This is a genomic window from Mycolicibacterium xanthum (assembly GCF_019710635.1).
Lineage (GTDB): Bacteria > Actinomycetota > Actinomycetes > Mycobacteriales > Mycobacteriaceae > Mycobacterium > Mycobacterium xanthum.
On the sequence record NZ_JAIFZS010000088.1, the window covers coordinates 1 to 26,148 of the forward strand.

At 69.6% G+C, this 26,148-nt stretch carries 22 protein-coding genes; 4 read left to right on the forward strand and 18 right to left on the reverse strand.

Features of this window, described 5'->3' with window-relative positions:
• The 15 genes from JDV09_RS24940 to JDV09_RS25010 form a co-directional block, all read right to left on the reverse strand.
• Window positions 1-647, reverse strand: a 647-nt coding sequence (locus tag JDV09_RS24940) for an IS1634 family transposase (RefSeq protein ID WP_443678038.1), incomplete at its 3' end; no start/stop codon positions are given.
• A gap of 292 nt (window positions 648-939) precedes the next feature.
• Window positions 940-2,253, reverse strand: coding sequence for a hypothetical protein (locus JDV09_RS24945; protein ID WP_221371828.1), 1,314 nt, complete (start codon window positions 2,251-2,253; stop codon window positions 940-942).
• Window positions 2,254-2,651: 398 nt separating this feature from the next.
• Window positions 2,652-3,938 (reverse strand): MFS transporter, encoded by a 1,287-nt coding sequence (locus tag JDV09_RS24950; protein WP_221371829.1) that lies wholly within the window; start codon window positions 3,936-3,938, stop codon window positions 2,652-2,654.
• Window positions 3,939-4,088: 150 nt separating this feature from the next.
• Window positions 4,089-4,487, reverse strand: a complete 399-nt coding sequence (locus JDV09_RS24955; protein ID WP_221371830.1) for a hypothetical protein — start codon at window positions 4,485-4,487, stop codon at window positions 4,089-4,091.
• Window positions 4,488-4,703: 216 nt separating this feature from the next.
• On the reverse strand, window positions 4,704-5,912 hold the full coding sequence (locus tag JDV09_RS24960; protein WP_221371831.1) for a cation:proton antiporter: 1,209 nt from the start codon (window positions 5,910-5,912) through the stop codon (window positions 4,704-4,706).
• A gap of 350 nt (window positions 5,913-6,262) precedes the next feature.
• The gene (locus JDV09_RS24965) at window positions 6,263-7,363 is read right to left on the reverse strand and encodes a sulfate/molybdate ABC transporter ATP-binding protein (RefSeq protein WP_221371832.1); all 1,101 of its coding nucleotides are present in this window, start codon (window positions 7,361-7,363) and stop codon (window positions 6,263-6,265) included.
• Window positions 7,360-8,172, reverse strand: a complete 813-nt coding sequence (locus JDV09_RS24970) for an ABC transporter permease (protein WP_221371833.1) — start codon at window positions 8,170-8,172, stop codon at window positions 7,360-7,362. The genes JDV09_RS24965 and JDV09_RS24970 overlap by 4 nt, the downstream gene beginning before the upstream one ends.
• Window positions 8,169-8,942, reverse strand: a complete 774-nt coding sequence (modA, locus tag JDV09_RS24975) for a molybdate ABC transporter substrate-binding protein (protein WP_221371834.1) — start codon at window positions 8,940-8,942, stop codon at window positions 8,169-8,171. Before modA ends, JDV09_RS24970 begins: the two co-directional genes overlap by 4 nt.
• Window positions 8,939-9,346 carry a TOBE domain-containing protein gene (locus tag JDV09_RS24980; protein WP_221371835.1) on the reverse strand — a complete coding sequence of 136 codons (408 nt, stop codon included), beginning with the start codon at window positions 9,344-9,346 and terminating at the stop codon, window positions 8,939-8,941. The genes modA and JDV09_RS24980 overlap by 4 nt, the downstream gene beginning before the upstream one ends.
• A gap of 67 nt (window positions 9,347-9,413) precedes the next feature.
• Entirely contained in the window at window positions 9,414-10,679 is a 1,266-nt protein-coding gene (locus JDV09_RS24985; protein ID WP_221371836.1) for a DUF4032 domain-containing protein, read from the reverse strand.
• A 27-nt stretch (window positions 10,680-10,706) separates the two neighbouring features.
• Window positions 10,707-11,915 (reverse strand): ABC transporter ATP-binding protein, encoded by a 1,209-nt coding sequence (locus JDV09_RS24990; RefSeq protein WP_221371837.1) that lies wholly within the window; start codon window positions 11,913-11,915, stop codon window positions 10,707-10,709.
• Window positions 11,916-11,919: 4 nt separating this feature from the next.
• Window positions 11,920-12,747: a carbohydrate ABC transporter permease gene (locus JDV09_RS24995; RefSeq protein WP_221371838.1), complete on the reverse strand. Its 828-nt coding sequence runs from the start codon at window positions 12,745-12,747 to the stop codon at window positions 11,920-11,922.
• Window positions 12,744-13,688, reverse strand: coding sequence for a carbohydrate ABC transporter permease (locus JDV09_RS25000; protein WP_221371839.1), 945 nt, complete (start codon window positions 13,686-13,688; stop codon window positions 12,744-12,746). The genes JDV09_RS24995 and JDV09_RS25000 overlap by 4 nt, the downstream gene beginning before the upstream one ends.
• Complete coding sequence (locus tag JDV09_RS25005; RefSeq protein WP_221371840.1) at window positions 13,685-14,995, reverse strand: extracellular solute-binding protein; 1,311 nt, start codon at window positions 14,993-14,995, stop codon at window positions 13,685-13,687. The genes JDV09_RS25000 and JDV09_RS25005 overlap by 4 nt, the downstream gene beginning before the upstream one ends.
• A gap of 88 nt (window positions 14,996-15,083) precedes the next feature.
• On the reverse strand, window positions 15,084-16,127 hold the full coding sequence (locus JDV09_RS25010; protein WP_221371841.1) for a LacI family DNA-binding transcriptional regulator: 1,044 nt from the start codon (window positions 16,125-16,127) through the stop codon (window positions 15,084-15,086).
• A gap of 116 nt (window positions 16,128-16,243) precedes the next feature.
• Between JDV09_RS25010 and JDV09_RS25015 the strand changes: the two genes are divergently transcribed.
• Together JDV09_RS25015 and JDV09_RS25020 are read left to right on the forward strand one after the other, a co-directional pair.
• Window positions 16,244-17,890 (forward strand): glycoside hydrolase family 13 protein, encoded by a 1,647-nt coding sequence (locus JDV09_RS25015; RefSeq protein ID WP_221371842.1) that lies wholly within the window; start codon window positions 16,244-16,246, stop codon window positions 17,888-17,890.
• 110 nt (window positions 17,891-18,000) lie between these two features.
• Window positions 18,001-18,993, forward strand: a complete 993-nt coding sequence (locus tag JDV09_RS25020) for an Acg family FMN-binding oxidoreductase (protein ID WP_221371843.1) — start codon at window positions 18,001-18,003, stop codon at window positions 18,991-18,993.
• Between the two features lie 25 nt (window positions 18,994-19,018).
• Here the strand turns inward: JDV09_RS25020 and dosR are convergent, their stop codons facing one another.
• Genes dosR through JDV09_RS25035 form a run of 3 tightly spaced genes read right to left on the reverse strand, consistent with a single transcriptional unit; the run spans window position 19,019 to window position 21,516 of the window.
• A complete protein-coding gene (gene dosR, locus JDV09_RS25025) occupies window positions 19,019-19,669 on the reverse strand; it encodes a hypoxia response regulator transcription factor DosR/DevR (RefSeq protein ID WP_221371844.1) in 651 nt (216 codons plus the stop codon).
• 33 nt (window positions 19,670-19,702) lie between these two features.
• On the reverse strand, window positions 19,703-20,527 hold the full coding sequence (locus JDV09_RS25030) for a universal stress protein (protein ID WP_221371845.1): 825 nt from the start codon (window positions 20,525-20,527) through the stop codon (window positions 19,703-19,705).
• A 2-nt stretch (window positions 20,528-20,529) separates the two neighbouring features.
• Window positions 20,530-21,516, reverse strand: a complete 987-nt coding sequence (locus JDV09_RS25035; RefSeq protein WP_221371846.1) for an Acg family FMN-binding oxidoreductase — start codon at window positions 21,514-21,516, stop codon at window positions 20,530-20,532.
• Between the two features lie 97 nt (window positions 21,517-21,613).
• On the opposite strand from JDV09_RS25035, the gene JDV09_RS25040 reads away from it, so the two are divergent.
• Together JDV09_RS25040 and JDV09_RS25045 are read left to right on the forward strand one after the other, a co-directional pair.
• On the forward strand, window positions 21,614-23,365 hold the full coding sequence (locus JDV09_RS25040) for a GAF domain-containing sensor histidine kinase (RefSeq protein WP_221371847.1): 1,752 nt from the start codon (window positions 21,614-21,616) through the stop codon (window positions 23,363-23,365).
• 230 nt (window positions 23,366-23,595) lie between these two features.
• Window positions 23,596-26,148: hypothetical protein (locus JDV09_RS25045; protein WP_221371848.1), on the forward strand; the 2,553-nt coding region annotated here is incomplete at its 3' end.

Sequence of the window (26,148 nt, forward strand, 5' to 3'; positions counted from 1 at the left end):
GGGAACCCCGAGGCGTCGGTCAGCAGCCCGACGGTAATTTGAGGTTCCAGGCGACGCTCCTTGGAGAATCCGGGCTCACGGAACCCGTCGCCGGTGTCGGTCTCGAAGTACAGCGTCGTCACGTCGTAGAGCACCAGCGTCGCTGGCCCGAGTTGCGCGTGCCGTGCACATGCTGATGAGAACGATTGGCGTACAACAGGTTCAGCGATCTCTGGCAGCCTCCGTTTGATGGTTCGATAGGAGGCCGAGCCCACCCCGGTTTCGGCGAGCACCCGCACCGAATCAGCCTTGCTGGTCGGCTCGATGATCCGGGCGCACACCAGATCCCGCAGCACCTCGTCGCCAGCCAGGACATGGTGGAATCCGAGTTCCCGATACCCGTGACACAGGGCCTCCCATAAGTGTGCAGCGCGGGAACTGACGATCTGCAACGGCCCACCCGGAGCCGCGGCGGTGTCGATTCCCAGATCCAGCGTCTGCTGCCCCTGGGCCAACCGGGTGGCTGCCGCGGCCTTGAGCGCTTCCAGCTGCGCCGCATCGTGCGCTGACCCGAGATGCTCGATCGACCGCGATCCTCGCCGCGATGACCACACGATCTGCACCGCGGTCGCTCCCGACGCCGTCTTCACCGTGCGCACATAGGCCACCGACGCACCCTACGACCCCACGATTAGTGCACACATTCCGGACCGACGCCGAACAAAACCCCACATGAATAGCTTGCCAAGCTCAACTAATCAAAATTGTGGCCCGAGTCAGGTGCTTGTGGGCCGGCTCTGTGAACTGCGGTTTCGGCGTGGCGCCGGGGCGGGCTCATGAGAGCCGATGGGGGTACCGGTCCCGGAATCCAGCCCGGCTGGTGAGAGCCCGGCCGCGACCACCAGGCCAGAGGCACGTTCTTGGGTACCGGGCTATATCGGGGCTATGGCGCCCGAACAACTACGCAGATTGGTCGAGTCGCCTCGAGCGCGTGCCAGGTCGGTGTCGGGCGGTTGCGCGGGCCTTTTTGGGGTGAACGGCGATGAACGAGCCGGAACGGACCACGCCCACCGGCCCACTCGGCGCGAAGCGCATGATGCCCGTCATCTGCATGACGAAACCGAACTTGGCCTGCCGGTGCCCCAGGCCGATCCCGGTGGCGAAGAACACCACCAGGCCGGCTATGCCGGGCAACGCCGCCAGGGCCAGTTCGGTCAGGGAAACGTTCCTCAGCTTCTCGCGGACGGCATTTGCGATCTGCGCGGGCAGATTCAGAAGCCAGTTGTCGGGCTGAGTCATCGCCGGTGCGGTGCTCTGCGGTGCAGCCGCGAGAGTCGCACCGCTCGACAGCAGTTGGGGAGTCAACGCCCAGGCTGATTCGGGGCTCGACGGCACGTCAATGATGCTGGTCTTCGATGGCGCGCCAAGGATGCTGGTCTGCGGTGGCGTCCACAACGACTCGGCCGGCGCGGCTAGATATGCCGTGACGTGGGGGGAGTCGGTTGCGGGCTGGTTTGTGAGCGCGCCGAGCAGGGCGGCCAGGTCGGCAGGTTGTTGAGTCAGCCGGACGGCACGGCCTATGACTGCAGTCATCGCACCCTCGGTGGCTGCCATGATTTGGAAGGTTGGCGCGAGCGTGTCGGGAAGCTGTTCGATGGCCTGGGTGACCGGGGCGACGAGATCCGAAACCACCGGAATCGAGTTGGTGACCGGTGCTGTCAGCGCGGGGACCTGGCTGATCGAGCTCGTCAGCGACTCGATCGTGTCGGTGATCGGCGTCAGCGGTTTGGTGGCCGGCTCCGACGGAGCTGCGGGCGTTGGCACCGAGGTCGTGGCCTCCGCTGCCAGGGTAGAAGACTCGCCGAAGCTGCTCGACTCAGACTCGCCGGAGTTGCTCAACTCCAATTCGCCGGAGCTGCTCGACTCCAATTCGTCCACGTCGGGGTCAGCCGCGGCCCGTGAGGTCGCTCGGGCCGCGGAACTCAGGGTCGCTCGGGCCAGGGCCGCGATGGACGTTGCGGTGGGCAACTGATTCGTGCCGCGGCTGCCCGTCAGGGTCTCTCTCAAGGCCCCGAAATTGCCGACCGCAGGTCGGGCATCGTCCTGGGCACCGCTCGTACTGTCCGCGCTCGTACTGTCCGCGCTCGTGCTGTCGGAACTCGTGCCGTCGGAATCCGGATCCGCTGCGGCGACCGCAGTGCCCCCGCCCAGCAACAAACCGGTGACGACCGCGCACACGCCGGCCACCATGCGCATAGAAGACGACGAAACCATTGGATGTGCTTTCACGTGGACGAAGCGCCCACTTTACCAAGTTGAGAACTGCGAACGAGTGAAAGGATTGCCATGTCCGATATCGATTTCATGGCGGCGGGTATCAATTTTATGGCGGCGGGTGACAGTTCCCTTTGCTCGCGGCGTGGAGCAGGTTCACGGGCCAGGCTTCAAGGTGAACGTGGAATCCTCACGCCGGCCGCGAGCACACCCGCCGCGCCGAGCGGCAGGAATGTATGGGCTCCTGCGCGAAGGCGACACGCTGGGGAGATGGCTCGCCACCAGCTGATTCAGCGGCGATACCCGCTATCGCGGGCGTTTGCTGGAGGTTGTGGGCCTGATGGTTCACGCTCGGCGAGGGCGAGGGCGAGGGCGAGGGCGAGGGCGACGCGAGGGCGTCAACCCGCTTCGCGACCCGCCGTCACCTGCCGATCCGGCTTGGGAGCCAGCAGGACGGCCGCCACCGCGGCCGCGAGATTCAGCACCAACAACGCGACGAGGGGCCCGAGGATGGCCGCGTTCTGGGCCAGCGCTCCCAGCGCCGCCCCCAACAGCGCGGACTCGGCGGCGATCATCAACGCACCGAATCCCAGCAGCGTCGCGCGGTGGTCGTCGTCGGCGTGGGCGCCGACCCAGATCAGGCCTGCGCTGAAGATGGCCTGGTTGGCGATGGTCGCCAGCACGAACACGACGGCGTAGATCCACACGTGGTTCCACTCCTGGCGGACCTCGATGACCACGCAGATCAACGCGGCCACCGAGCCCAGCAGTGCGCTGACGACGAACATCGCGCGCACGCCCCATCGCTGGCTGACGAACCGCCAGAACAACGCGCCCAGCACCAAACCTGTGCTCGACGAGACCACCAACACGGGAAGGCTGCCCGCCGAGCCGGCATGGTTGACCGAGGCATGCACGCTGTAGAACGGCGTGCCGAGGCTAACCGGCACGAACAACACCATGATCCAGGCGTAGTCACGGAACCACGGTTGTGATCGCGCGGCCGCCAACCCCTCGCGGTAGGTCTGGGCGAAGGTCACTCGATCGTGGCGAACCCCGCCGGCGACCGGCCCCACGAAGCCGGCGAGCACCGCCGCCACGGCGAAGCAGCCCGCCCCCAGCCACAACAGGTCCAGTTGGCTACCCTGCGGCTCACGCTGGGCGAGGTAGGGGACCAGCAGCAGTGTGGTCAAAATGGCTGCAACCGCCCCCAGTGCTCCCTGGATCAACACCAGATCGCGGCGCCGCTCTTCCGGTAGCTTGCTCGAAATCACCTCGGAGAAAGCCACTCTGGACAATCCGGAGACCAGGCCCATGAGTAGCGAAGAAGACAGGAAGACGGTGGCGACCAGGATGCCGGTGCGCGCGGCGATTGCGCTGGCGGCGACGAAGACGGCCATGACCGCCGTTGCGCCGGCGATCAGCAGATGCTTCTGGTGTTTGGCCCGCTGCATCACGTAAGGCGACAGTGAGTTGCCCGCGACGATGCCGATGCCCGAGGCCGCGTAGAGCAATCCAGCGACCCACAGCAGGTTGTGCTCCGCCGCGATGAAGGGCAGTACCACCGACACATTGGCAAGCTGCAGTCCGGTGATGTAGAGCGTGCCCTGCGCCAGCAGCACGCGATAGGGCCCGTCCTCGCCCGACCCGTCCTCGCCCGACCTGTCCTCGGTCGTCCCGGTCAACTGATCGCTCCCGCCAGCATCGACTGTCCCCAGTGTCGCACCAGTCGTGGCACCCCGTCGGGTCGACCGAATGGGAGCATCCAGCTTAAGGATGCGCGAGAAGCGGTGGCCGCCCTGAACGAACGTTCAGGGCGGCCACCGACTCATCAATCAGACGAACGGTATCCAGATCTGTCGCCACCAGATGCCCCACCTGTTGGCATCGGGATTCCACACCACGGGCTGCGGGACTTCGATGCCGAGTTCGACCCAGTTGGCGGGCCGCCACAGCGGCGGCAACCCGACAGAAACGGGGTCGTTCCAGTGGCCGGGAGGAACGCCGGTCAAGCCGGGCACGACCGGGTTGCCCTGCATCACCTGTCCGGGTGGTCCGAACGGGTTGTGTCCGGGCGGGCCGCCCGGGTTCCACCAAATGGGATCGCCGGGAACGGGGATCGGCGGCAGCGGATTGTGCGGCTTGGCCTGCGCCACACCGCTGCCGATGCCCAACGCCGCACAACCCAGTGCGGCAACCGTCGCTGCTCCGGTCGCGAACTCCTTGATCTGCATGTCAACTCCTTCTCCGAGTCATCGTTCGACTCGCGGTCCGTCCCGCAAAGTGCCGGTACTTGCACGACACGGGTGACCCCCTGACCAACGTCGAGGATGCCCTAGACGTGCCTCGGCTAAACGCCGTAAGCGCCGTCCGCAGCGACTCGCCGTCGATTGCCGCTGCTCAGCCCGCTGGGTGACGTCCGACACGACGTCGCCCGACCGGTCGGCGGCTCACCCCGGCAACTCCCGGTCCCTCGGGGTCGTCGCGCTCGGAAGATCGTCGGGCGGCTCGACGCGCAGCACCTTCGCCACGGGCACGTCGGTCGTCGAGTGAAGCACGATCGACAGGGCGATGGTCGCCGCGACGATGTCGAAGACCCTTTCGCTGTTCGGGATTCCCGACTGCAGGACGAGCAGTCCGTAGACCACCGAGGCGAACCCCTTGGGGCCGAACCACGCCGCGGTGAGGCGTTCTCGGGCCGGCAGTGGTGTCCATAGCAGCGACAACAGCATCGCCGCAGGCCGAACCAGCACGATGGCGAGGATCGGCAGCAGCCATTCCACCCAACTGAGGTGCGAGAGCCGTTCGGGGGTGATCAGCGCCCCGAACACCAGCAGTGCGGCGAACTTGGTGAGCTCGGAGACGAGGTCGCCGAAGGCTTCGAAGCTCTCGGCGGCCAGCGGATCCAGGGTCGCCAGCGTCGAACCGGCGGCGAACGCCGCCAGGTACGGGTTGGCGTGGGTCAGGTGGCAGGTGGCGTAGACCACCACCGCGATGGCGGTGGGGCCCAGGGGCTGCAGCTGGGGCTCGGCGGTGAACAGGTGCATCCGCCACAGCAGCGCCACCGCCGCCGCGATCGCGGCCCCGAACACCAGGCCCAGCACCAGCTCCAGGACGACCTCACCGAGCTGGGAGTCCTCGTGGCGCGCGGTGGCCAGGAAGATCAGCACGAACGGCAATGCCAACCCGTCGTTCAACCCCGACTCGACGTTGAGCAGACGGCGCAGCCGCAGCGGCACATCGGACCGTCCGACCAGCGCCGAGGCGAAGACGGGATCGGTCGGGGACAAAACGGCGCCGATCAGGAAGGCGGTGATCCAGTCGAGTCCGAGCAGGAAGTGGGCGGGCACGGCGATCCCGACCATGGTCAGCGGCATCCCGAGGCCCAGCGCTCGCCCCGACAGTTTCCAGCTCTCCCGCAGCGCCGGCAGCGAGGCGCGCTGGCCATCGGTGAACAGCACGGTGAACAGCGCCAGATCGGCCAGCACCGTGACGATGGTGTCGGTGGCGGTGATGGTGTCGACGCCGAAACCGCCCGGTCCCAGCGCCGCGCCGGCTACCAGGAACATCAACGCGGTGGACAGCACGGTGCGGGCAGCCAGCCCGGACAGCGACACGCTGATCAGCAGAACCAGGCCGTATGCCAGCACCAGCGCCATGCCGAACCCCCTGTTCTGAGTCGCCTACGGTCGGTGGGCCGAGGCCAACGGCCGCACCGTGCAGGTTCCTGTCCGGCCGCCCGTTCACACCCTGTCAGGTGGTGACGGTGGTGAGGCGGGAATCTTGTCGGAGTGGGTGATCGCGACCGGGATGTTCAGTCCCAGGGGGGCCCAGTGCGCGGCGTCGTCGTGGGCCCTGGACGTGGTCGGTGACCGGGCGCACGAGGCCCGCGCCGACCGGCGCGGCGGTGCCGGACGCGATCACGATGACGCACGCTCACCGGGGCGGGACCGTCCTGCGACCCGGCCGAAATCGTGACCAGCGGTGCTCGTCGCGCCGCCTCCCGGGGTCAGCCGGGGTCGGGCGGGGGCGGCGGCGACAGCGCCGGATGCAGCGTGACTTCGTGGGCCTTGACCGCGAAGTACACGGTCTTGCCCGGTTCCAGGTCCAGTTCGGCGGCCGAGGCGGCGGTGATGTCGGCGGCCAGTCCGGCGGCGCCGTCGGGCTGATCGGCGCCGCGGACGCGAACCGTCGATCCGTGCAGGTCCATCGCGGCGATCGTCACGGCGAGCACGTTGCGCGGGCTGCCGTGCGGGTGCTCGAGGTGGACCGCGACGGCACCGGGCCGGCACAGTGCGATGGCCGCGGATCCGTGGGCCAGCTCGTCACCGACTCCGGCGATCTCACCCCAGGCGGTGCTGATCATCCCGGGTCCGGTGCTGACCCCGGCGAGCAGGTTGATTCCCGCGACCCTGGCCGCGAAGTCGCTGCGCGGGGCGGTCAGCACCCGGCGTACCGGTCCGCTCTCGACCACCCGGCCCCGCTCGATGACCACGGCCTTGTCGCAGATCGCCAGCGCGTCGAGCAGGTCGTGGGTCACGACGATCGCGGTGCGGCGCTGCCCCTTCAGCAGGTCGCGGAGCAGCCGGCGCAGCGCCGGGGCGGTGCCCACGTCCAGGGCCGCCAGCGGTTCGTCGAGCAGCAGCAGCCGCGGTTCGGCGGCCAGGGCCCGGGCCACCGCGATGCGCTGGGCCTGACCGCCGGACAGCTGCGCGGGCCGGCGCTCGGCCAGCTCCGTCGCGTCGACCGCCTCGAGCCAGCGCCGTGCGATGGCCCGTACCGCCGCCCGGGACTCGCCCGCACAACGGGGCGCGTAGCCGACGTTGGCGGTGGCGGTCATGTGCGGGAACAGGTTGGCCTGTTGGGACAGCATCACCACACCGCGGGCATGGGCGGGGACGAAGGTGCCGGTTGCGGTGTCGGTGACGACGCTGCCGGCGACGTCGATGCGGCCCCGGTCGGGGCGCAGCAGGCCGGCGATCAGGTGTAGCAGGCTGGATTTCCCGGCGCCGTTGGGGCCCAGCACGGCCAGCACGTCGCCCTCGCCGAGATCGAGATCGAGGTCAAGACCGCGCCGCTGCTGCGACGCCCGGATGTGCACGAAGCTCATGGTGGGCCGACCAGCCGGTGACCTGCGCTGGCGATGACGATGGCCGCCGCGACGACGATGAGCAGCAGCGACAGCGCGACGGCGGCATCGGGATCGGTCTCCCGCTGCAGGTAGATCTCCAGCGGCAGCGTGCGGGTGACGCCCTGCAGCGAGCCGGCGAACGTCAGCGTGGCGCCGAACTCGCCCAGGGAGCGGGCGAAGGCGAGCACGGCACCCGACAGCAGCCCGGGCAGCACCAGCGGCAGCGTGACGGTGCGCAGCACGGTGGACGGCCGGGCGCCCAGCGTGGCGGCGATGTGCTCGTAGCCCGTGCCCGCCGACCGCAATGCGCCTTCGAGGCTGACCACCAGGAACGGCAGGGACACGAACGACTGGGCCAACACCACCGCGGTGGTGGAGAACGCGACCCGGACACCCAGTGTGTCGAGGTACCCGCCCAGCAGACCCAGGCGGCCGAAGGTGTACAGCAGTGCGATACCGCCGACCACGGGTGGCAGCACCAGCGGCAACAGCACCAGCGCGCGCAGCACCGACTGGCCGGGGAAACGTCCGCGGGCCAGGACCAGCGCCATCGGCACACCGAGCACGATGCACACCAGGGTGCTGGCGGTCGCGGTCTTCAGGCTCAACACCAGCGCGGTGCGCGAGGATTCGGTCGTCACCAGCGGAATGAAGTGCGCCCAGTCGATTCGCAGCAGGATGGCCAGCAGGGGCAGCAGCACGAACAGTGCGCCGACCGCGGCCGGCAGGTAGGTCCAGCGCGGCAGCCCGACCTGGACCAGCCCGTCCGCCCGCCCCGACCCGGTCACGGGCCGGCGAAGCCTGCCGAGGTGAGCACCTGCTGCCCCTGCGGTCCGGTGACCAGCTCGATGAACCTCTGCGCGGCAGCGGGATTGGCCGACTCCGACAGGGCCGCGATGGGGTAGGTGTTGACGGCGTCCGCGGATTCCGGGAACGCGATCGCGGTGACCTTGTCGCCGGCGCCGGCCGCGTCGGTCGCATAGACCAGTCCGGCGTCCGCCTGGCCCGAGGTGATCTTGCCCAGTACATCGGTGACCGCGGACTCCTCGCTGACGGGCGTCAGCGTCACGCCGGTCGCCTGCTCGACGCCGGCGGCGGCAGCGCCGCACGGCACCTGCGGTGCGCACACCACCACCTGGATGCCCGGGGCGGCGAGATCTGCGAAAGAGGTTATTCCCCTGGGGTTTCCAGGTGGCGTCACGATGGTCAGCGTGTTCGACGCGAAGTCGACCGGATCGCCGGAGAGCAGCCCGGCGTCGGCCGCCTTGGACATGTTGGCGGTGTCGGCCGAGGCGAACACGTCGGCGGGTGCGCCCTCGGCGAGCTGGGTGACCAGGCTCGACGACCCGGCGAAATTGAACGTCACCGTCGTTCCGGGATGGGCGGATTCGAACGCGGCCCCCAGCTCGGTGAACGTCGATGTCAGGGAGGCGGCCGCGAACACGGTGAGGTGATCGACCCGGCTCGGTTGCGGTGACGCACCGTCCGGCGACGGGGACGCGCATCCGGCCAGCAGCGCGACGCTCACCACGACGGCCGCCGCGGTGGACGAGTTCACGACCGCCCGCCCGGCGTCTCGACGATGACGGTGGTGGCCTTGACGACCGCGACGGCGACGACGCCCGGCTGCAGGCCGAGTTGCTGCGCGGACTCGGTACTCATCAGGGAAACGACGGTGAAGGGTCCACACTGCATCTGCACCTCGCACATCACCCGGTCGGCGGTCACCCTGGTGACCAGGCCGGTGAACCGGTTGCGCGCCGAACTGCCGACACCGAGCGGATCGGGTGGCGGACAGGCGTGGTCCCGGGCGAACTCGGCGAGCACGTCACCGGCGATCGCCTTGCGTCCCGAATCGTCCTTGAACGACGGCAGGCTGCCGCCGTCGATCCAGCGGCGCACCGTGTCGTCGCTGACCCCGAGCAACGCCGCGGCGTCCTTCACGCGAATCGCAGGAACCACCGCGACCTCCTCATGGTGACGCAAATGCGGTGGAAACAGCCTATCCGATCCGCATCAGCGGAGGAGTCTACTCGTCATCGTCGTCGAGCACCGAGAACGGCTCGGTCGGCGTCTCGACGATCATCAGCTGGGCCGCGGACTCCGCCGGCACCACATTGCGGGCCAGCGCCTGCAGGGCGCGCTCGGTGCCGACGTCATGGCCGGCGCGTTCGGACATCAGCCACCGGACCTCGAGAAGATCGCAGTACGCCTGGATCGGGCTGCCGGCGCCGCCGACCGCGGCGTGCGCGCGGTGCATCAGCGGCGTGGCGACCTCCATCACCCACAGCTGAGCGGCGGTGCGCTCGTCGACGTCGTGGCCGGCCTCCCGGCACAGCTGTCCCTGGTAGGCCTGCAGGTCGCCCAGCAGGATCCGGGCCTGGCCTTCACCGACGTCCATGCCGGTCAGGCGCCGCAACTGGGTGGCGTGGTAGCGCCGGTCACCGACCGCCACGTGCAGGCGCAGCTCGTCGGCGCCGGTGCGCACCGGCCGCAGTGCGACCTCGTCGACGGCGAAGCCGAGTTCGTTGAGCCGGCGGATGGTGGCCTCGACGCGGTAGCGGTCGGCGAATCCGAACGTCGGTGCGGCATGCAGCAGCCCCCACAGCCGCTCGTAGCGCTCCCGGATCTCCAGAGCCTCGGCGATGAACCCGGCCTGCAGGTCGGACCTGCCGAGGTGGGCCGCCAAGTCCAGCAGGCCGGCCGCGACGTTCTCGACGGTGATGTCGACGTCGTGGGTGCGCTGGCCGTCCGACAGCGCCGGATGGATCTCGCTGGTCTCCGCGTCCACCAGGAACGCCTGCAGCACCTGCCCGTCGCGGCTGAACAGCGTGTTGGCCAGCGAGCAGTCACCCCAGAACACGCCGTGGCGGTGCAGTTCGACCAGCAGCGTGGCCATCGCGTCGAACAGCCGCGCCCGGTGCTTGGGCGCATCCGGGGGCAGCCGCATGAACATCCGGCGGTACTGCCATGAGCCGACCAGGTAGCGGGTCAGCAGGATGGCGGTGTCGAAGTCGGGCTGCATCACCACGCCGGCCGGGCGAACGGCGTTGAGGCCCATCGCCTCCAGCCGGCTCAGCACGTCGTACTCGCGGCGTGCGATCCTGGGCGGCAACTCCTTGAGCGCCCACAGCTGCCCGTCGGACTCGACGAACTTGACCAGGTGCCGGCTCGGACCCACCGCCATGTCGCGCAGCGGCACGTCGGGCGCGGTCCAGTCGGCGAGTGCGCGATCCCACGGCAGGACCAGCAGTCCCGGGCCGGGGGCCCGGAGCCGCAGCTCGGGAGCGGCCATCGAGAAACCCAGCCGATGCCGGATGGCTCAGCCGGTCGCCGCCGCGTGCCGTCCGCGGGAATCCACCGTGCGGGTCAGGTTGTCGCCGGTCTGCGGATCGAACAGGTGCAGGCGCTCGGTGTCCAGCCACAGGGTCGCCTTGTCGCCTGCGCTCACCCGGCTCATCGGGTCGAGCTCCACGCAGATCTGGCTGCGCAACTGCTCGCTGTCCAGGTCGCTGGCCAGCTCCGCGAGCTGACCGGAGATCTCCGGTGCGGCCTCGAACGGGACGAAGGCGTACTGCTCGTTACCCAGCCATTCGGTGACATCGATGCTGACATCGAAAGTGACTCCACGGGAACGCTTGTCGGTATCGACGTACTCGGCGTCCTCGAACGCACCCGGACGGATGCCGGCGATGTAGACAGCGTCCTCCCCGCCGTTCTGGGCGATCCCGCGCCACTCGTCGCGCATCGGCACCGAGGCGAACGGCAGTTCCAGCCGGTCGCCGCGCATCCGGGCCGGGACGAAGTTCATCGGCGGTGACCCGATGAAGCCGGCGACGAACAGGTTGACCGGCTGGTCGTAGAGCTCGCGCGGGCTGGCGACCTGTTGCAGCACACCCTTTTTCAGCACCGCCACCCGGTCGCCGAGCGTCATCGCCTCGGTCTGGTCGTGGGTGACGTAGACGGTCGTGACGCCCAGCCGGCGCTGCAGCCGCAAGATCTCGGTGCGCATCTGGCCGCGCAGCTTGGCGTCGAGGTTGCTCAGCGGCTCGTCGAACAGGAACGCGTCGGCCTGCCGGACGATGGCGCGGCCCATCGCCACGCGCTGGCGCTGACCGCCGGACAGATTGGCGGGCTTGCGTTCGAGATGCTCGCCCAGCTCGAGGGTGTTGGCGGCCTCGGTGACCCGCTTGCGGATCTCGTCGTCGGAGAGCTTGCCCGACAGGCGAAGTGGGAACGCGATGTTCTCGAACACCGTCAGGTGCGGGTAGAGCGCATAGTTCTGGAAGACCATCGCCAGGTTGCGGTCCCGCGGCGCCTTGTCGTTGACCCGGACGTCGCCGATCATCATGTCGCCCGAGGTGATGTCCTCCAGTCCGACGATCATTCGCAGCAACGTCGACTTCCCGCAGCCCGACGGGCCGACCAGGATCATGAACTCGCCGTCGGCGATGTCGAGGCTGACGTCGTTGACGGCCGGGAAGCCGTCGCCGTACTTCTTGACGATATTGCGCATCGTGATTGCTGCCATGAAGTTATCCCTTCACTGCTCCGGAGGTCAGGCCGGCGACGATGCGCCGCTGGAAGATGAGAACGAGGATCACCACGGGGATCGTCACGATCACCGAGGCTGCCATGATGTAGGGCACCGGCGACTCGAAGTACGACGCACCCTGGAAGAACGCCAGCGCGGCGGGCACCGTGCGGGCACTGTCGGTCGAGGTCAGCGAGATGGCGAACAGGAAGTCGTTCCAGCAGAAGAAGAACGTCAGGATCGCCGTGGTGAACACCCCGGGAGCGGCCAGTGGCACGACCACCTTGCGGAACGCCTGCCATTGGGTGGCGCCGTCAACCTGAGCGGCGTGCTCCATCTCCCAGGGGATCTGCCGGAAGAACGCCGACATGGTCCAGATCGACAGCGGCAGCGCGAATGTCAGGTAGGGGATGATCAGGCCCGGCCAGGTGTCGTAGATGCCCAGCCCCCGCCACATGTCGAACAGCGGGCCGACCAGGGCGGCCTGCGGGAACATCGCGATGGCCAGCGCCAGCGACAGCAGCACCTTCTTGCCCGGGAACTCCAGTCGCGCGATCGCGTAGGCGGCGAACATCGCGATGATCACCGAGATGATGGTGGCGATGATTGCGATGCCGATCGAGTTGATCAGCGCCCGGGTGAAGAGGGGCTGGCTGAAGATCTGCGCGAAGTTGTCGAGTGTGAAGGTGGTCGGCAGGAACTGGGGTTCGCCCGAGACGATGTCCGACGGCGGCTTGAACGCCAGGCTGATCATCCACAGCAACGGGAAGAAGCTGTAGATCACGATGACGATCCCGGCGATCGTCCACCACTTGGTGTTCTTGGTCACTGGTCACCCCTGACTTGCGACAGGTCGGTTCTGAAGACCTTGACGAAGATCCAGGCGATGGCCACCACGGACAGGAACAGCAGCACCGACACCGCCGACCCCATGCCGAGGTTCACCAGCGTGACGTTCTGCTTGTAGGCCAGGAACGAGAGCGTCTCGGTGTTGTTGGCGCCGCCGGTCATCACGAACGGGTTGTCGAAGATCCGCCACGCGTCCAGGGTGCGGAACAGCAGTGCCACCATGATCGCGGCCTTCATGTTCGGCAGCGTGATCTTCCACAGCCGCTGCCAGGCGGTGGCTCCGTCCACCTTGGCGGCCTCCTGCATGTCCTCGGGCACCTGGACCAGCCCGGCCAGCAGCAGCAGCGAGATGAACGGGGTCGTCTTCCAGATCTCGGACAGGCAGATGACGAAGATCGCCGACCACCGGTCGCCGAACCAGTCGAAGCCGGTCATGTTGAGCCACTGGTTGACGAACCCGGAGTCGATGGCGAAGGCGTAGCGCCAGATGAACGCCGACACCACCGTGACGATGCCGTACGGGATCAGGATCGCCGTGCGCAGCGGACCACGGCCGCGGATGATGCGCAGCATCACGAACGCGAACCACATGCCCAGCACCAACTCGACGGCGACGGTGACGACGGTGATGGCCAGCGTGGTGAGGAAATCGTTCCACCACATCGGGTCGGTCAGGATCACCAGGTAGTTGGACAGCCCGACGAAGCTTCGGCCGCCCGGATCGGTGAGCCGGAAGTTGTACAGCGACAACACCAGCGCATAGATCAGTGGGTAGGCGGTCACCAGCAGCATCACCACGTAGGACGGCAGCGTCAGGTAGATCCCGAGCCGCCGCTCACCGCGGGCCCGCTCACTGCGCGCCGGCTTCCCCGGCTCCTTCTGCAGCGGGGCGCCCCGGTCGGGCGCCGCCGTCGCGGTCACAACAGCCGCCTTCCGGCCAGCACGTCAGCCATGAACTGGTCTGTCCTTTCCGGTGTTTCGGCGGTCACCGAGTCCGGGGGATGCCAGCTCTGGGTGATCGCGCCGGCGATGTCGGTGTAGAACGGCGTCAGCGGGCGCGGGCCCGCCTCGGCGATCGATTCGCGGATCAGGTCGGCGTTGTCGTAATCGGCTCGGACATCCGGGTTGTCGTAGGACGCCGCGTACGGCGACGGCTCACCCTCGTCCATCATGTACTGGGTGGCCTTGGGTTCGGCGTTGATGCACTCGATGGCCGCCACCGCCTCGTCGGGATGCTCGGAATAGGCCCCGACGGCGAGGTTGGCGCCGCCCAGCGGTGGCTGGCTCGGCTGGTCGGGGAACACCCGCGGGTAACGCGCCCAGCCGATGTCGTCGACGACGGCCTGGTCCAGCGAGCCGTCCTCGACGGCACCGCGCGCTGCCGCCAGCACATAGGGCCAGTTCAGCATGAACCCGCCGCTGTCGGACTGGAAGGTGGCGCGGGCCTGCTCTTCCTGGGCGTTGGACAGATCGGGCGGGGCGGCGCTCGAGCGGGCCAGCGATCCGATGATCTCGGCGGCCTTGAGACCCGCGGGGCTGTTCAGCGCCGGCGTGGCGTCGCGCCCGGCCTCGGGGTTCTGCAGGATCTCGCCACCGCCGGACAGCACCAGCGCGTTGATCCACACCATGTAGCCCTCGTATCGAGCGCCCTGCTCGGCGACCGTCTTGTTCTGGCTCACAGCGGCTTTGAGCATCTCGTCCCACGTGAACGTCGGGCTGGTGGGGTCGACGCCGGCGGCCTCGGCCACCGATTTGCGATACCAGAGCAGCTGCGCGTTGGATTTGAACGGCGCCGCGTAGAGGGTGTCCTGCCACATCCCGGTTTCGACCGGGGCGGGCAGCATGCCGGCGGTGAGCCGCTGCCTCTCGTCAGCGGTGAACGGCCGGATGAAGCCGGCGTTGGCGAACTCGGCGGTGAACACGACGTCGACGCTGACGATGTCGATCGAGGTGTCACGGGCGGCCAGCCGGCGGACCATCTGTTCGCGCTGGCCGGTCGCGTTGGCGGGCAGTACCTCGGTGCGCACCCGGTAGGCGCCGCCGGAGGCGTCCGCGCACTGTTGGGCGCGCAGGTCGGCGCCGCCGTTGTCGGGGAACACGTACCACGTCAGGGTCGGCACACCGTCGCCTGCGCCGCAACTGGTCACCAGCGAAGCCCCCAGCAGCAGCGCGCCGGCGAGTGCGGTCGCTCGGCGGCGCCGGGTACCGGCGAACTGCAATCGTCTCATCACGTCCTCGTCGTCGAAGCCTGATGCACGTCGGGCCGAACCACGGCCGCGAGCAGCACATTGAACCAGTACCCTAGTGTGTCACACCTCACACCTGATATCGGGTAGCGGTGTCAGCCGGTGCGGCGGTCGAGCCCCGGATCACCAGCCGGGTCGGCAGGGTGGTGACCGACGTTTCCGCCGCGGTCTCCACATCGAGTTCCCCGAGGATGCGACGGGCCGCCAGCTGTCCCTGTTCGCGGACGGGCTGGGCGACCGTTGTCAGCTCGCTCAGCTCGGCGGCCGGGTGGTCGTCGACGCCGATCACCGAGAGTTGCTGTGGGACAGCGATTCCGGACTTGCGCAGGGTGCGCAGCGCCCCGAGGGCGATCTCGTCGGAGTGGCAGAACACCGCCGTGGGCAGCAGGGGGCGGCTCAGCAGCATCTCCATTCCGCGGGCTCCGCCGTCGATGCCCCATGGCACCGTCACCACGGTCGGGTCGGTGAGGCCGGCCTCCCGGATCTGGCGGTGGAAGCCGCGGATCCTGGCCTGGTCGGTGGCCCAGTGGATGCCTTCCTCGTCGCCGGCCTGGATCATCGCGATGTCGCGGTGACCGATACGCAGCAGGTGTCCCACGGCCTGCCGCGCGGCCAGTTCGTCGTCGATGCCGATCCAGGGGCGGCCGCCGTCGGGGTGGTGGCCGCCGACGAAGGCCGTCGTCACCCCGAGCTGGTCGAGCCGGGTCCGTTCCCTGGCGCTCAGCGGCATCGACACGACGATCACCGCGTCGACCTTGCGGCGCAACGGAAGTGACTCGAAGAAGCGGTGCCGAGCCGACGAGTCCGGCAGCGTACAGAGCACGAGATCCATGCCGACGGAGTCGAACTCGCCCGCGATCCCGGCCAGCACGGTGGAGTAGAACCAGGCGTCGATCCGCGGCACCACCACGCCGACCCGGCCGGTCGGCCCGCCGGAGAGCCGCGACGCCTCGGGTGAGACCACGTAGGACAGTTCGCGGGCCGCGGCCAGGATGCGGTCGCGGGTGGCGGCGGACACGCCGGGTTCGCCGCGCAGCGCGCGTGACACCGACGCGATCGAGACCCCTGACCGCCGGGCCACGTCGGTCATGTTGACCGTCTGCTTGGGAATCATCAGGCCCTCACGATAGCTCAGAGTAAATAGTTACGTAACGTGTCTCACGATTGACAATCCCCCCTCTTACAGCGACTCTGATCCCGAAAACGTTTTGTAAAGAGCGAGGGAGTGCAGTGGTCGTCGAGGTTCCGCCGTGGTGGCAGACCGCCGTGGTGTACCAGGTCTACATCCGCAGCTTCGCCGACGGCGACGGCGACGGCATCGGCGACATCCGGGGGATGCGGACGCGGCTGCCGTACCTGGCGCAGCTCGGGGTGGACGCCATCTGGATCAACCCCTGGTACCCGTCGCCGATGGCCGATGCCGGCTACGACGTCGCCGACTACCGGGACATCGAGCCGGCCTACGGCACCCTCGACGAAGCCGCCGGCCTGATCGCGGAGGCGCACGAACTCGGCATCAAGGTGCTGCTCGACATCGTGCCGAACCACACCTCCGACCATCATGCGTGGTTCCGTGCGGCGCTGGCCGGCGATCCGGCAGCGCGGCAGCGCTACCATTTCAGGCCGGGCAGGGGCGCCGACGGCGAGCTGCCTCCGAACAACTGGCAGAGCGTGTTCGGCGGTCCGGCGTGGACCCGGCTGCCCGACGGCAGCTGGTATCTGCACCTGTTCGCCCCCGGCCAGCCCGACCTGAACTGGGACAGCGACGAGGTTCGACGGGAGTTCGAGGACATCCTGGCCTTCTGGTTCGACCGGGGCGTCGACGGCTTCCGTATCGATGTCGCGCACGGGCTGGTCAAGCGCCCCGGTCTGCCCGATGCGGTCGCCTCGGCTCCCGGCGCGCTGGTCGAGAGCGCCGAGGGGCATCCCGCCTGGGATCAGGACGGTGTGCACGAGATCTACCGGGGCTGGCGCGCGGTGGCCGATCGGTACAGCCCCGAGCGGATCTTCATCGCCGAGGCGTGGGTGGCCGACAACGAGCGGCTGGCCCGCTATCTGCGCGCCGACGAACTGCACACCGCGTTCCAGTTCGACTTCCTGCGCACACCTTGGCGCGCCGAGCTGATGCGCAGCGTGATCGACGACGCGATCGGTGCCGCCGCGACCGTGGGGGCGCCGCCGACGTGGGTGCTGTCCAACCACGACGTGACCCGCACGGTCACCCGCTTCGCGCGGTCGCAGCCCATGCATCTGATCGGGACCGACTGGGAGCGAGGGCGTTGGGCCGAGGAGGACCCCGACCACGTGCTGGGGCGCAAGAGGGCCCGGGCGGCGGCTCTGGTCCAGCTGGCGCTTCCCGGGACCGCCTATGTCTACCAGGGTGAGGAGCTGGCGCTCGAGGAGATCGAGGACCTGCCCGACCACGCTCGCCAGGACCCGACCTGGGTGCAGTCCGGCTTCACCGACGTCGGCCGCGACGGGTGCCGCATCCCGCTGCCGTGGACCGAGACCGACCCGACCTACGGATTCGCCGCCGAGCCCCGCGCCGCGACCTGGCTGCCCCAGCCGGAGCACTGGTCCGAGCACAGTGTCGAAGCGCAGGACCGTGACCCGGGATCGACGTTGAACCTGTATCGCGCCGCGCTGCGGCTGCGTCGTTCGATGTGGCGTGATGCGGGTGATCTCAAGTGGTTGACGGTCAGCCCCGACGTCGCGGCATTCGAACGCGGCGGCGCGCAATGCTGGGTGAACACCGGGCGCGCGGGTGTCGCGCTGCCCGACGTCGCCACGGTGGTGCTGTCCTCGGTCCCGGGCGTGGGCCGCGAACTGCCACCCGACACCGCGGCGTGGCTGCGCACCGGCCCAACCCCCGACTGACCCGCGGGTGACCACCGGTCCCGGTCAGAAGAGGTCTTTGTGCCCTCTTCTGGAGCAGCGCCGCGCTGCACCCTGGAGAGGGACAACAATTCCGAGTAGGTGGTGAGGCGATGAGCGGTCACTTTCCCGACACAGAGACTCTCCGGTCCGCACTCGCGCTGGCGGGCCGTGCCCCGTCGGTGCACAACTCCCAGCCCTGGCAGTGGCGGCTGGGCGACACCAGCGTGCACCTTTACGCCAATCCCGAACTGCTCCTGCCGCACACCGACCCCGACGGCCGCGATCTGATGCTCAGCTGCGGCGCGGCGCTGAACCACTGCGTGGTGGCGCTGGCCGCGCTCGGATGGCAGTCCAAGGTGCACCGGCTGCCCAACCCGTCCGACCCCAACCATCTGGCCGTGCTCGAGCTCTACCCCTATCCGGCGGCCGAGCTCGATGTCAGCCTGGCCGCGGCGATTCCGCGCCGCCGCACCGACCGTCGCTACTACAGCCCCTGGCCGGTACCGCGCGGCGACATCGCGCTGATGGGGGCCCGGGCGGCCCGCGCCGGTGTGCTGCTGCGCCGGGTCGATGATCTGGTGGGCCTCAAACGGCTGGTGTCGGAAGCGGCGTTGCGGCACCGTTCGGACAAGGAGTACCTGGCCGAGCTGGCGACCTGGAGCGGTCGGTACGCGTCCACCGCCGGGGTGCCGGCGCGCAATGTGCCCGGACCCGACGGACTGGGTGCTATCCCGTTGCGTGACTTCGCCGGTGGTGTGCTGCCGCAGCCCGCCAACACCGATCCCGCCGAGGACAAAGCCGCCGTGCTGGCGTTGGGCACCGTCGACGACGATCGGTTGTCGCGACTGCGGGCGGGGGAGGCGACCAGCCTCGTGCTGCTCACCGCGACCGCACTCGGGTTGGCGAGCTGCCCGATCACCGAGCCGCTGGAGGTGGCCGAGACCCGCGAAACGGTGCGCTCCGACGTGTTCGGCGCCGAAGGGCATCCCCAGATGCTCCTCCGCGTCGGTTGGGCGCCCGTCAATGCCGACCCATTGCCGTCGACACCGCGCCGCGATCTCTCGGAAATTGTTGGCTTCCTGGAGGATTCGCCGTTGACGTGATCGAGGGGGACCCAGGCGGTGGTGTTCAGTCCAGCTCGGGCGGGTGATGTCGCTCGAGTTTGGACACGAACACCGCCGCCTGGGTGCGGCGTTCCATGCCCAGCTTGGCCAGCAGCCGCGACACGTAGTTCTTGACCGTCTTCTCGGCGAGGAACATCCGCGCCGCGATCTGTTTGTTGGTCAGTCCCTCGCCCAGCAGATCGAGCAGCACCCGCTCCTGATCGGTCAGCCCCGACAACGGGTCGCTGCGCTCGCCTTCGCCGCGTAACTTCGCCATCAACGCTGCGGCCGCCCGGTTGTCCAGCAGTGAGCGACCCGAGCCGACCTCTTTGATGGCACGCGCCAGCTCCATGCCCTTGATGTCCTTCACCACGTAGCCGCTGGCGCCGGCCAGGATGGCGTCGAGCATCGCCTCATCGGAGGTGAACGATGTCAGCATCAGGCAGCGCAGCTCGGGCAGCCGCGACAGCAGGTCGCGACAGAGCTCGATGCCGTTGCCGTCGGGCAGCCGGACGTCGAGGACGGCGACGTCGGGCTGCAGTGCCGGGATGCGGGCCAGCGCCTCGGCCACCGAGCCTGCCTCGCCGACCACGTCGAGCTCGGGATCACCGTCGAGAAGGTCGACCAGACCCCGCCGGACAACTTCGTGGTCGTCTACCAAGAACACCTTCACCATGTTGCGACGTCATACCCCTGGGCTCGGCACCGGTCAGAGTGCGTTGTGCGGTTCACAGACCAGTATTGAACAGTCTGTGTCCCGCAGCGCGGCATTGCCGGGTGCGTTCACCAGGGGAGCGATGCCGCCGGGCCGTCCCCGGCCGGTGACCAAGAGCTGGATCGAGGCAGCGTGGTCGGCGAGATAGTCCAGCGTGTCGCCGTGCATCTGCACCCAGGCGATGTCCAGTTGGGGGTAGCAGTTCCGCCATTCGGCCAGTCGGCGTTCCCAGTGGGCCTGAACGTCGGCGTACATCCGGGCGGGTGTCAACACCCGCACCGGTGCGCCGCGGCGCCGGGCCTGTTCGAACCCCCGGTGCAACACGGTGCTGCTCGCGTTGCTGGTGTCCACCTCGATCACCACGGCCCGCATCGCGTGCGCGTGCGGCCGGTGCGCCCGCACGATGGCCACCGGGCAGCGGGCGGACGCCGACAACGCGGCGGCGGTCGAACCGATGCGCCCGTTGGTGGCGTGTTTGAGTCCGCGGGCGCCGACGACGAGCATCGCGGCCGACTTCGCGGCTTGGAGGAGGGTCGAGACCGCCTGCCCCTGCAGGATCTCGACTTCGATCGTGACGGGTCGTTCGGTCGACTCGACCGCGGTCAGCGCGTAGCGCACCGCCACCTCGGCGGTGGCCAGCCGCCGGGCCTGGTCGTCCGGATCGACCGGCCCGGAGATGGTCGGCTCGATGACGTAGACGAACCGCAACGGGATGTCGCGTTCGAGTGCCTCGTCGATCGCCCACAGCGCCGCGTCGACGGCCGAGGACGACCCGTCGACTCCGACCACGACGCTGGGGGCAGGGCTGATGTCCGTCATCGTCACTCCCGGTCGATGCGCAGCACGTGTTCGATAGGTCGGCGCGGTGTCGGCGGCGGGGCGCCCTCCAGTGCCGGGGTACGGCCGATCCGGACCAGGACCTGCGGAATCGCCGGGCTGTCGAGCAGCGAGGCGATCACGTCGCGGCCCCGCGGAATCTCGGTGATGTGGGTCAGGGTGCAGGTCGACAGGCCGGTGGCGGTGGCATCCAGCAGCACCGCTGACAGCGCCTCTCCGCAGCGCAGGACGCTCTCCCGGGAGTCGTCCCCGGTGGACAGCACCATGATCGCGGCCTGGTCGTCGGAGTACTCGCTGCGGCGGCGGTCGGCGTGTGGCACCACGGGGAAGGTGCGCGCGACCTGTACGCGTTCGCTCTCCTCCGCCGACACCAGAGAGGTGCTCGGTATCCCGTCATCGGTAACGAAATCTGCTGTCCACCAGTATAGTTCGGCGTGATACTCGGAGTCGTAGAGGCGCATCGCCTCGGTGAGGTGGGAAGCTTCGATGAGCGCGTCGCGCAGCTCGTCGGCGACCACGTCTACCCGGATGGTGTCGGGCCGGTCGGTGGCGCCGAGCGACGCGAGCCGGTTCGGGTCCGGAGGTGCGGCCAACGGCAGGCGGTCGGTGTGGCGGGCCAGGATCGCATCTGCGCGTCCCGCGCTCTCGGCCGACACCGGCCCGGCGGACGTGAACTGCACGCTCGCAACATGCAGTGGGTCGGACGGATCGGGAAATCGCGTGACCTGGGTGTCCCACCCGGCGGCCGCCATCGCGACCCGGAAGTGGTCGAGCACCGCGCCGCAACTGAGCAGCGCCTGGCGCCCGTTGTCGTCGGTGGAGCGGACCAGTCGCTCGGGGTCGGCGAACAGGTCGATGGTGTGCTCGGCGAGCACCCAACGCCAGGGCTGGCTGTTGTGGAGCGACGGTGCCCGGCAGGCCAGCCGGAGTGCATCGACGATGACCTCGGTCTGAACCTTCGTGGCGGGCATCGTGACCTCCGTTCGGTGCACACCTCACGATGCCTGACCGCTAGGGTCCTGCGACAGGGCCAATGGTCACCAACCCGCTGACGCGCGGCCGTGGCGGATGGTAGACCATGGTGTCGTGGCGCAGACCGACAAGCCTGACTGGGGTGCCGACAAGCCTGACTGCGGTGAAGGCGTGTTTCCGCTCCGTCAGACGCTGTCTCAGTTGCGGCTGCGCGAGTTGCTGACCGAGGTTCAGGACAGGGTCGAGCAGATCATCCGGGGCCGCGATCGGCTCGACGGCCTGGTCGAGGCCATGCTGGTGGTCACCTCCGGCCTGGAACTCGACGACACGCTGCGCACCATCGTGCACACCGCGATCGAACTCGTCGACGCGCGGTACGGCGCGCTCGGGGTGCGTGGCGACGACCATGAACTAGTGGAATTCGTCTACGAGGGAATCGACGGGGCCACCAGCGACCTGATCGGGCGCCTCCCAGAGGGTCGCGGTGTGCTCGGAGCCCTCATCGAGAATCCCAAACCGATTCGCCTGGAAGATATTTCGAGTCACGCCACGTCGGTCGGGTTCCCGCCGAATCATCCGCCGATGCGCACCTTTCTCGGTGTTCCGGTACGCATCCGCGACGAGGTGTTCGGCAATCTCTACCTGGCCGACAAGGCCGACGGGCAACCGTTCGACGAGGACGACGAGGTGCTGGTGCAGGCCCTGGCGGCGGCCGCGGGCATCGCGATCGACAACGCCCGGCTCTATGAACAGTCCCGGGCGCGCCAGTCCTGGATCGCCGCCACGCGCGACATCGGGACCGAACTGCTGTCGGGCACCGACCCGGCGGGCGTGTTCCGGCGGGTCGCCGACGAGGCGCAGAAGCTCAGCGGCGCGGTGGCCACGTTCGTCGCGACTCCGATCGAACTCGACCAACCGTCGAGCGACGTCACCCAGCTGTCGGTCATCGCTGCAGCAGGCAGCGACCTGAGCGGCATGGACGTGCCGATCCCGGTCGTCGGAACCGTGATCGGCGAGGCATTCGTCGACCGCGTCGCGGGCCGGTTCACGGGCGCCGACGTGGGTCTCGGGCCGTCGGGAGGCCCGGCGCTGGTGTTGCCGCTGCGCGCCACCGACGCCGTCGCCGGTGTTCTCGTCGCCGTGCGGCCCGCCGGTGCCCAGCCGTTCCGGGCCGAGGAACTGGACATGATGGCCGCCTTCGCCGATCAGGCCACGCTCGCCTGGCAGCTGGCCTGCGCTCAGCATCGGATGCGGGAGCTGAGCATCCTGACCGACCGGGACCGGATCGCCCGCGACCTGCACGACCATGTCATCCAGCGGCTGTTCGCGGTCGGCCTCTCGTTGCAGGGGACGATCGCCCGGGAACGCTCGGACGAAGTGCGGCAACGGCTTTCGAATTGCGTCGACGATCTGCAGAACGTCATCCAGGAGATCCGCACCACGATCTTCGATTTGCACGGCGGGTTGTCGGGGGTCACCAGGCTGCGGCAGCGCATCGATGAGGCGGTCGGGGCGTTCCCGGGTTCCGGTCTGCGCACCTCCGTTCAGTACGTCGGTCCGCTCTCGGTGATCGAGTCCGCTCTGGCCGACCATGCCGAGGCGGTGGTGCGGGAAGCGGTCAGCAACGCCGTGCGCCACGCGCGGGCCACCGCGCTGACCGTGACGCTGACCGTCGACGACGACCTCTCGATCGAGGTGACCGATAACGGCGTCGGCATCGGGGCCGAGATCACCGGCAGCGGTCTGATCAATCTGCAACGCCGCGCCGAGGACCTGGGCGGCTCCTTTTCGGTGCAGGCCGCTGCCGACGGGGGAACCCGGCTCGTCTGGCGCGCCCCACTGCCGTGACCGCGTGTTGCCGCGCTGAGATCGACAGCCGGCGCCGTATTTCGGCCCCGTGACCGAAAATCTATCTCCGCAGGTCACGCCCGATCGCCGATGACGGGATCGCTTCTCCTTCGCAACGGTTCCGTAACGCCAGAATTGTCGCCTCGGCGAATTCGCGAATTGTCGGTTCAGTAACCCCCGTAAGGCCGCGATCGGAATGCGTTCGCACACGCAGAAGGACTGGGGAGCACATGTCACGGACCAAGAAGGGCATGGTCGTTGTCATGCTGGGCAGCGCAGGGGTGTTCCTGGCGACCCCGTTGTTCAGCGGACAGGCCGAAGCCAGCACGGGTCGTGGTGGTATTCCGTGCGTCAGCATCCTGCAGCAAATGGCGTCGAATCCCGCCGACATCCCCCAGGCATTGCACAACGCTGCGTCGTCGGTCGCCGCCGGCCCGGGCCAGCCCACTCCGCCGGTGGTGGTCCCGCCGGCCAGCTCGTCCTCGGCGGGCACCCCGCCGGTCCCGCCGCGTCCGCCCGCATCGGTGTCGACCTCCTCGGCCGGAGCCACTCCGCCGGTGCCGCCGACGCCAGCGGTGCCCGCCGCCTCCTCAACGGGTGCGGCGACGCCTCCGGTTCCTCCGGTGCCGCCATCTGCCGCGACCGTCCCGGTGGCTGGGGCGACCCCGCCGGTGCCTCCGGTGCCGCCATCGGCTGCCACTGTCCCGGTGGCTGCTGCCACCCCGCCGGCGCCTCCGGTGCCCGGGGTTCCTATCGGTGCGCCGGTCGCCAATGCCGGCCTGCCCGTCCCGCCGGTTCCCGGTGCTCCGGTCATCGGTGATGCCGGTGCCGTCACCCCTCCGCTGCCCCCGGTCCCCGGTGCTCCGGCGGGAGGTCCGGTTGCGGCCGCGCTGCCGCCGGCTCCCCCCGCGCTGGGTGCCCCGGTGATCGGCGACGCAGGTATTGCGACGCCTCCCGGACCACCCGCGCTCGGCGCCCCCGTATCGGCGGAGGCCGGCAGTGCGGTGCCGGGCGGTGCGGTCCCGGTGGGTGCTCGGGTGGAGGGTGCGGCGGGTGTCGGGGCACCCGGGGGTGTGCCTGCGCCGGGTGCGCCGGTGAGGGGTGAGGCCGGCAGTGCGGTGCCGGGCGGTGCGGTCCCGGTGGGTGCTCCGGTGGAGGGTGCGGCGGGTGTCGGGGCACCCGGTGGTGTGCCTGCGCCGGGTGCGCCGGTGATGGGTGAGGCCGGCAGTGCGGTGCCGGGCGGTGCGGTCCCGGTGGGTGCTCCGGTGGAGGGTGCGGCCGGTGTCGGGGCGCCCGGTGGTGTGCCTGCGCCGGGTGCGCCGGTGATGGGTGAGGCTGGTGTGGTCGCGCCTCTTGGACCTCCGGTGCCGGGTGCTCCCGTCGAGGGTGCGTCGGCTGTGGTGACGCCTCCGGCGCCGCCGGCCCCGGCTGTGCCGGCGGGCAGTGCGGTCGACGTCGTGACGCCTCCGGCGCCCGGAGCCCCGGGTGTGCCGGTGGTGGGTGACGCAGGTGGGGTGACGCCTCCGGCGCCGCCGGCTCCGGCTGTGCCGGCGGGTAGTGCGGTCGACGTCGTGACGCCTCCGGCGCCCGGAGCCCCGGGTGTGCCGGTGGTGGGTGACGCAGGTGGGGTGACGCCTCCGGCGCCGCCGGCTCCGGCTGTGCCGGCGGGTAGTGCGGTCGACGTCGTGACGCCTCCGGCGCCCGGAGCCCCGGGTGTGCCGGTGGTGGGTGACGCAGGTGGGGTGACGCCTCCGGCGCCGCCGGCTCCGGCTGTGCCGGCGGGTAGTGCGGTCGACGTCGTGACGCCTCCGGCGCCCGGAGCCCCGGGTGTGCCGGTGGTGGGTGACGCAGGTGGGGTGACGCCTCCGGCGCCGCCGGCTCCGGCTGTGCCGGCGGGTAGTGCGGTCGACGTCGTGACGCCTCCGGCGCCCGGAGCCCCGGGTGTGCCGGTGGTGGGTGACGCAGGTGGGGTGACGCCTCCGGCGCCGCCGGCTCCGGCTGTGCCGGCGGGTAGTGCGGTCGACGTCGTGACGCCTCCGGCGCCCGGAGCCCCGGGTGTGCCGGTGGTGGGTGACGCAGGTGGGGTGACGCCTCCGGCGCCGCCGGCTCCGGCTGTGCCGGCGGGTAGTGCGGTCGACGTCGTGACGCCTCCGGCGCCCGGAGCCCCGGGTGTGCCGGTGGTGGGTGACGCAGGTGGGGTGACGCCTCCGGCGCCGCCGGCTCCGGCTGTGCCGGCGGGTAGTGCGGTCGACGTCGTGACGCCTCCGGCGCCCGGAGCCCCGGGTGTGCCCATCGAGGGTGCCTCCGAAGTGGTGACGCCTCCGGCGCCGCCGGCCCCGGCTGTGCCGGCGGGCAGTGCGGTCGACGTCGTGACGCCTCCGGCGCCCGGAGCCCCGGGTGTGCCCATCGAGGGTGCCTACGAAGTGGTGACGCCTCCGGCGCCGCCGGCCCCGGCCACCCCGGCGGCCAGCACGGTGGAGACGTTCTCCCCGCCGGCGCCGCCGGCGCCCGCGACGCCCGCGGCCAGTACGGTGGAGACGTTCTCCCCGCCAGCGCCCCCGGTGCCCGCGACGCCCGCGGGTTCGTCGGTTGAGATACCGACGCCGCCGGTGCCAGGTGTGTCCGTACCGCCTTCGGGTTCGTCGATTGAGATACCGACGCCGCCGGTGCCGGGTGTTCCTGGTGCTCCTGTGGAGGGTGCGTCGGGTGTTGTGACGCCTCCGGCGCCGCCGGTCCCGGCTACGCCTGCGGGTGCTTCGGTGGAGGCGGTGACGCCGCCGGTG

What these genes read in the sequence shown, in the direction of transcription:
- JDV09_RS24985 (WP_221371836.1), bottom strand. Translation starts at nt 10,679, where the DNA reads ATGGCCGCTCCCGAGCTGCGGCTCCGGGCCCCCGGCCCGGGACTGCTG.
- JDV09_RS25040 (WP_221371847.1), top strand. Translation starts at nt 21,614, where the DNA reads ATGGTAGACCATGGTGTCGTGGCGCAGACCGACAAGCCTGACTGGGGT.
- JDV09_RS24955 (WP_221371830.1), bottom strand. Translation starts at nt 4,487, where the DNA reads ATGCAGATCAAGGAGTTCGCGACCGGAGCAGCGACGGTTGCCGCACTG.
- JDV09_RS24945 (WP_221371828.1), bottom strand. Translation starts at nt 2,253, where the DNA reads ATGGTTTCGTCGTCTTCTATGCGCATGGTGGCCGGCGTGTGCGCGGTC.
- JDV09_RS24960 (WP_221371831.1), bottom strand. Translation starts at nt 5,912, where the DNA reads ATGGCGCTGGTGCTGGCATACGGCCTGGTTCTGCTGATCAGCGTGTCG.
- JDV09_RS25010 (WP_221371841.1), bottom strand. Translation starts at nt 16,127, where the DNA reads ATGATTCCCAAGCAGACGGTCAACATGACCGACGTGGCCCGGCGGTCA.
- JDV09_RS25020 (WP_221371843.1), top strand. Translation starts at nt 18,001, where the DNA reads ATGAGCGGTCACTTTCCCGACACAGAGACTCTCCGGTCCGCACTCGCG.
- JDV09_RS25035 (WP_221371846.1), bottom strand. Translation starts at nt 21,516, where the DNA reads ATGCCCGCCACGAAGGTTCAGACCGAGGTCATCGTCGATGCACTCCGG.
- JDV09_RS25005 (WP_221371840.1), bottom strand. Translation starts at nt 14,995, where the DNA reads ATGAGACGATTGCAGTTCGCCGGTACCCGGCGCCGCCGAGCGACCGCA.
- JDV09_RS24990 (WP_221371837.1), bottom strand. Translation starts at nt 11,915, where the DNA reads ATGGCAGCAATCACGATGCGCAATATCGTCAAGAAGTACGGCGACGGC.
- JDV09_RS24965 (WP_221371832.1), bottom strand. Translation starts at nt 7,363, where the DNA reads ATGAGCTTCGTGCACATCCGGGCGTCGCAGCAGCGGCGCGGTCTTGAC.
- JDV09_RS25030 (WP_221371845.1), bottom strand. Translation starts at nt 20,527, where the DNA reads ATGACGGACATCAGCCCTGCCCCCAGCGTCGTGGTCGGAGTCGACGGG.
- dosR (WP_221371844.1), bottom strand. Translation starts at nt 19,669, where the DNA reads ATGGTGAAGGTGTTCTTGGTAGACGACCACGAAGTTGTCCGGCGGGGT.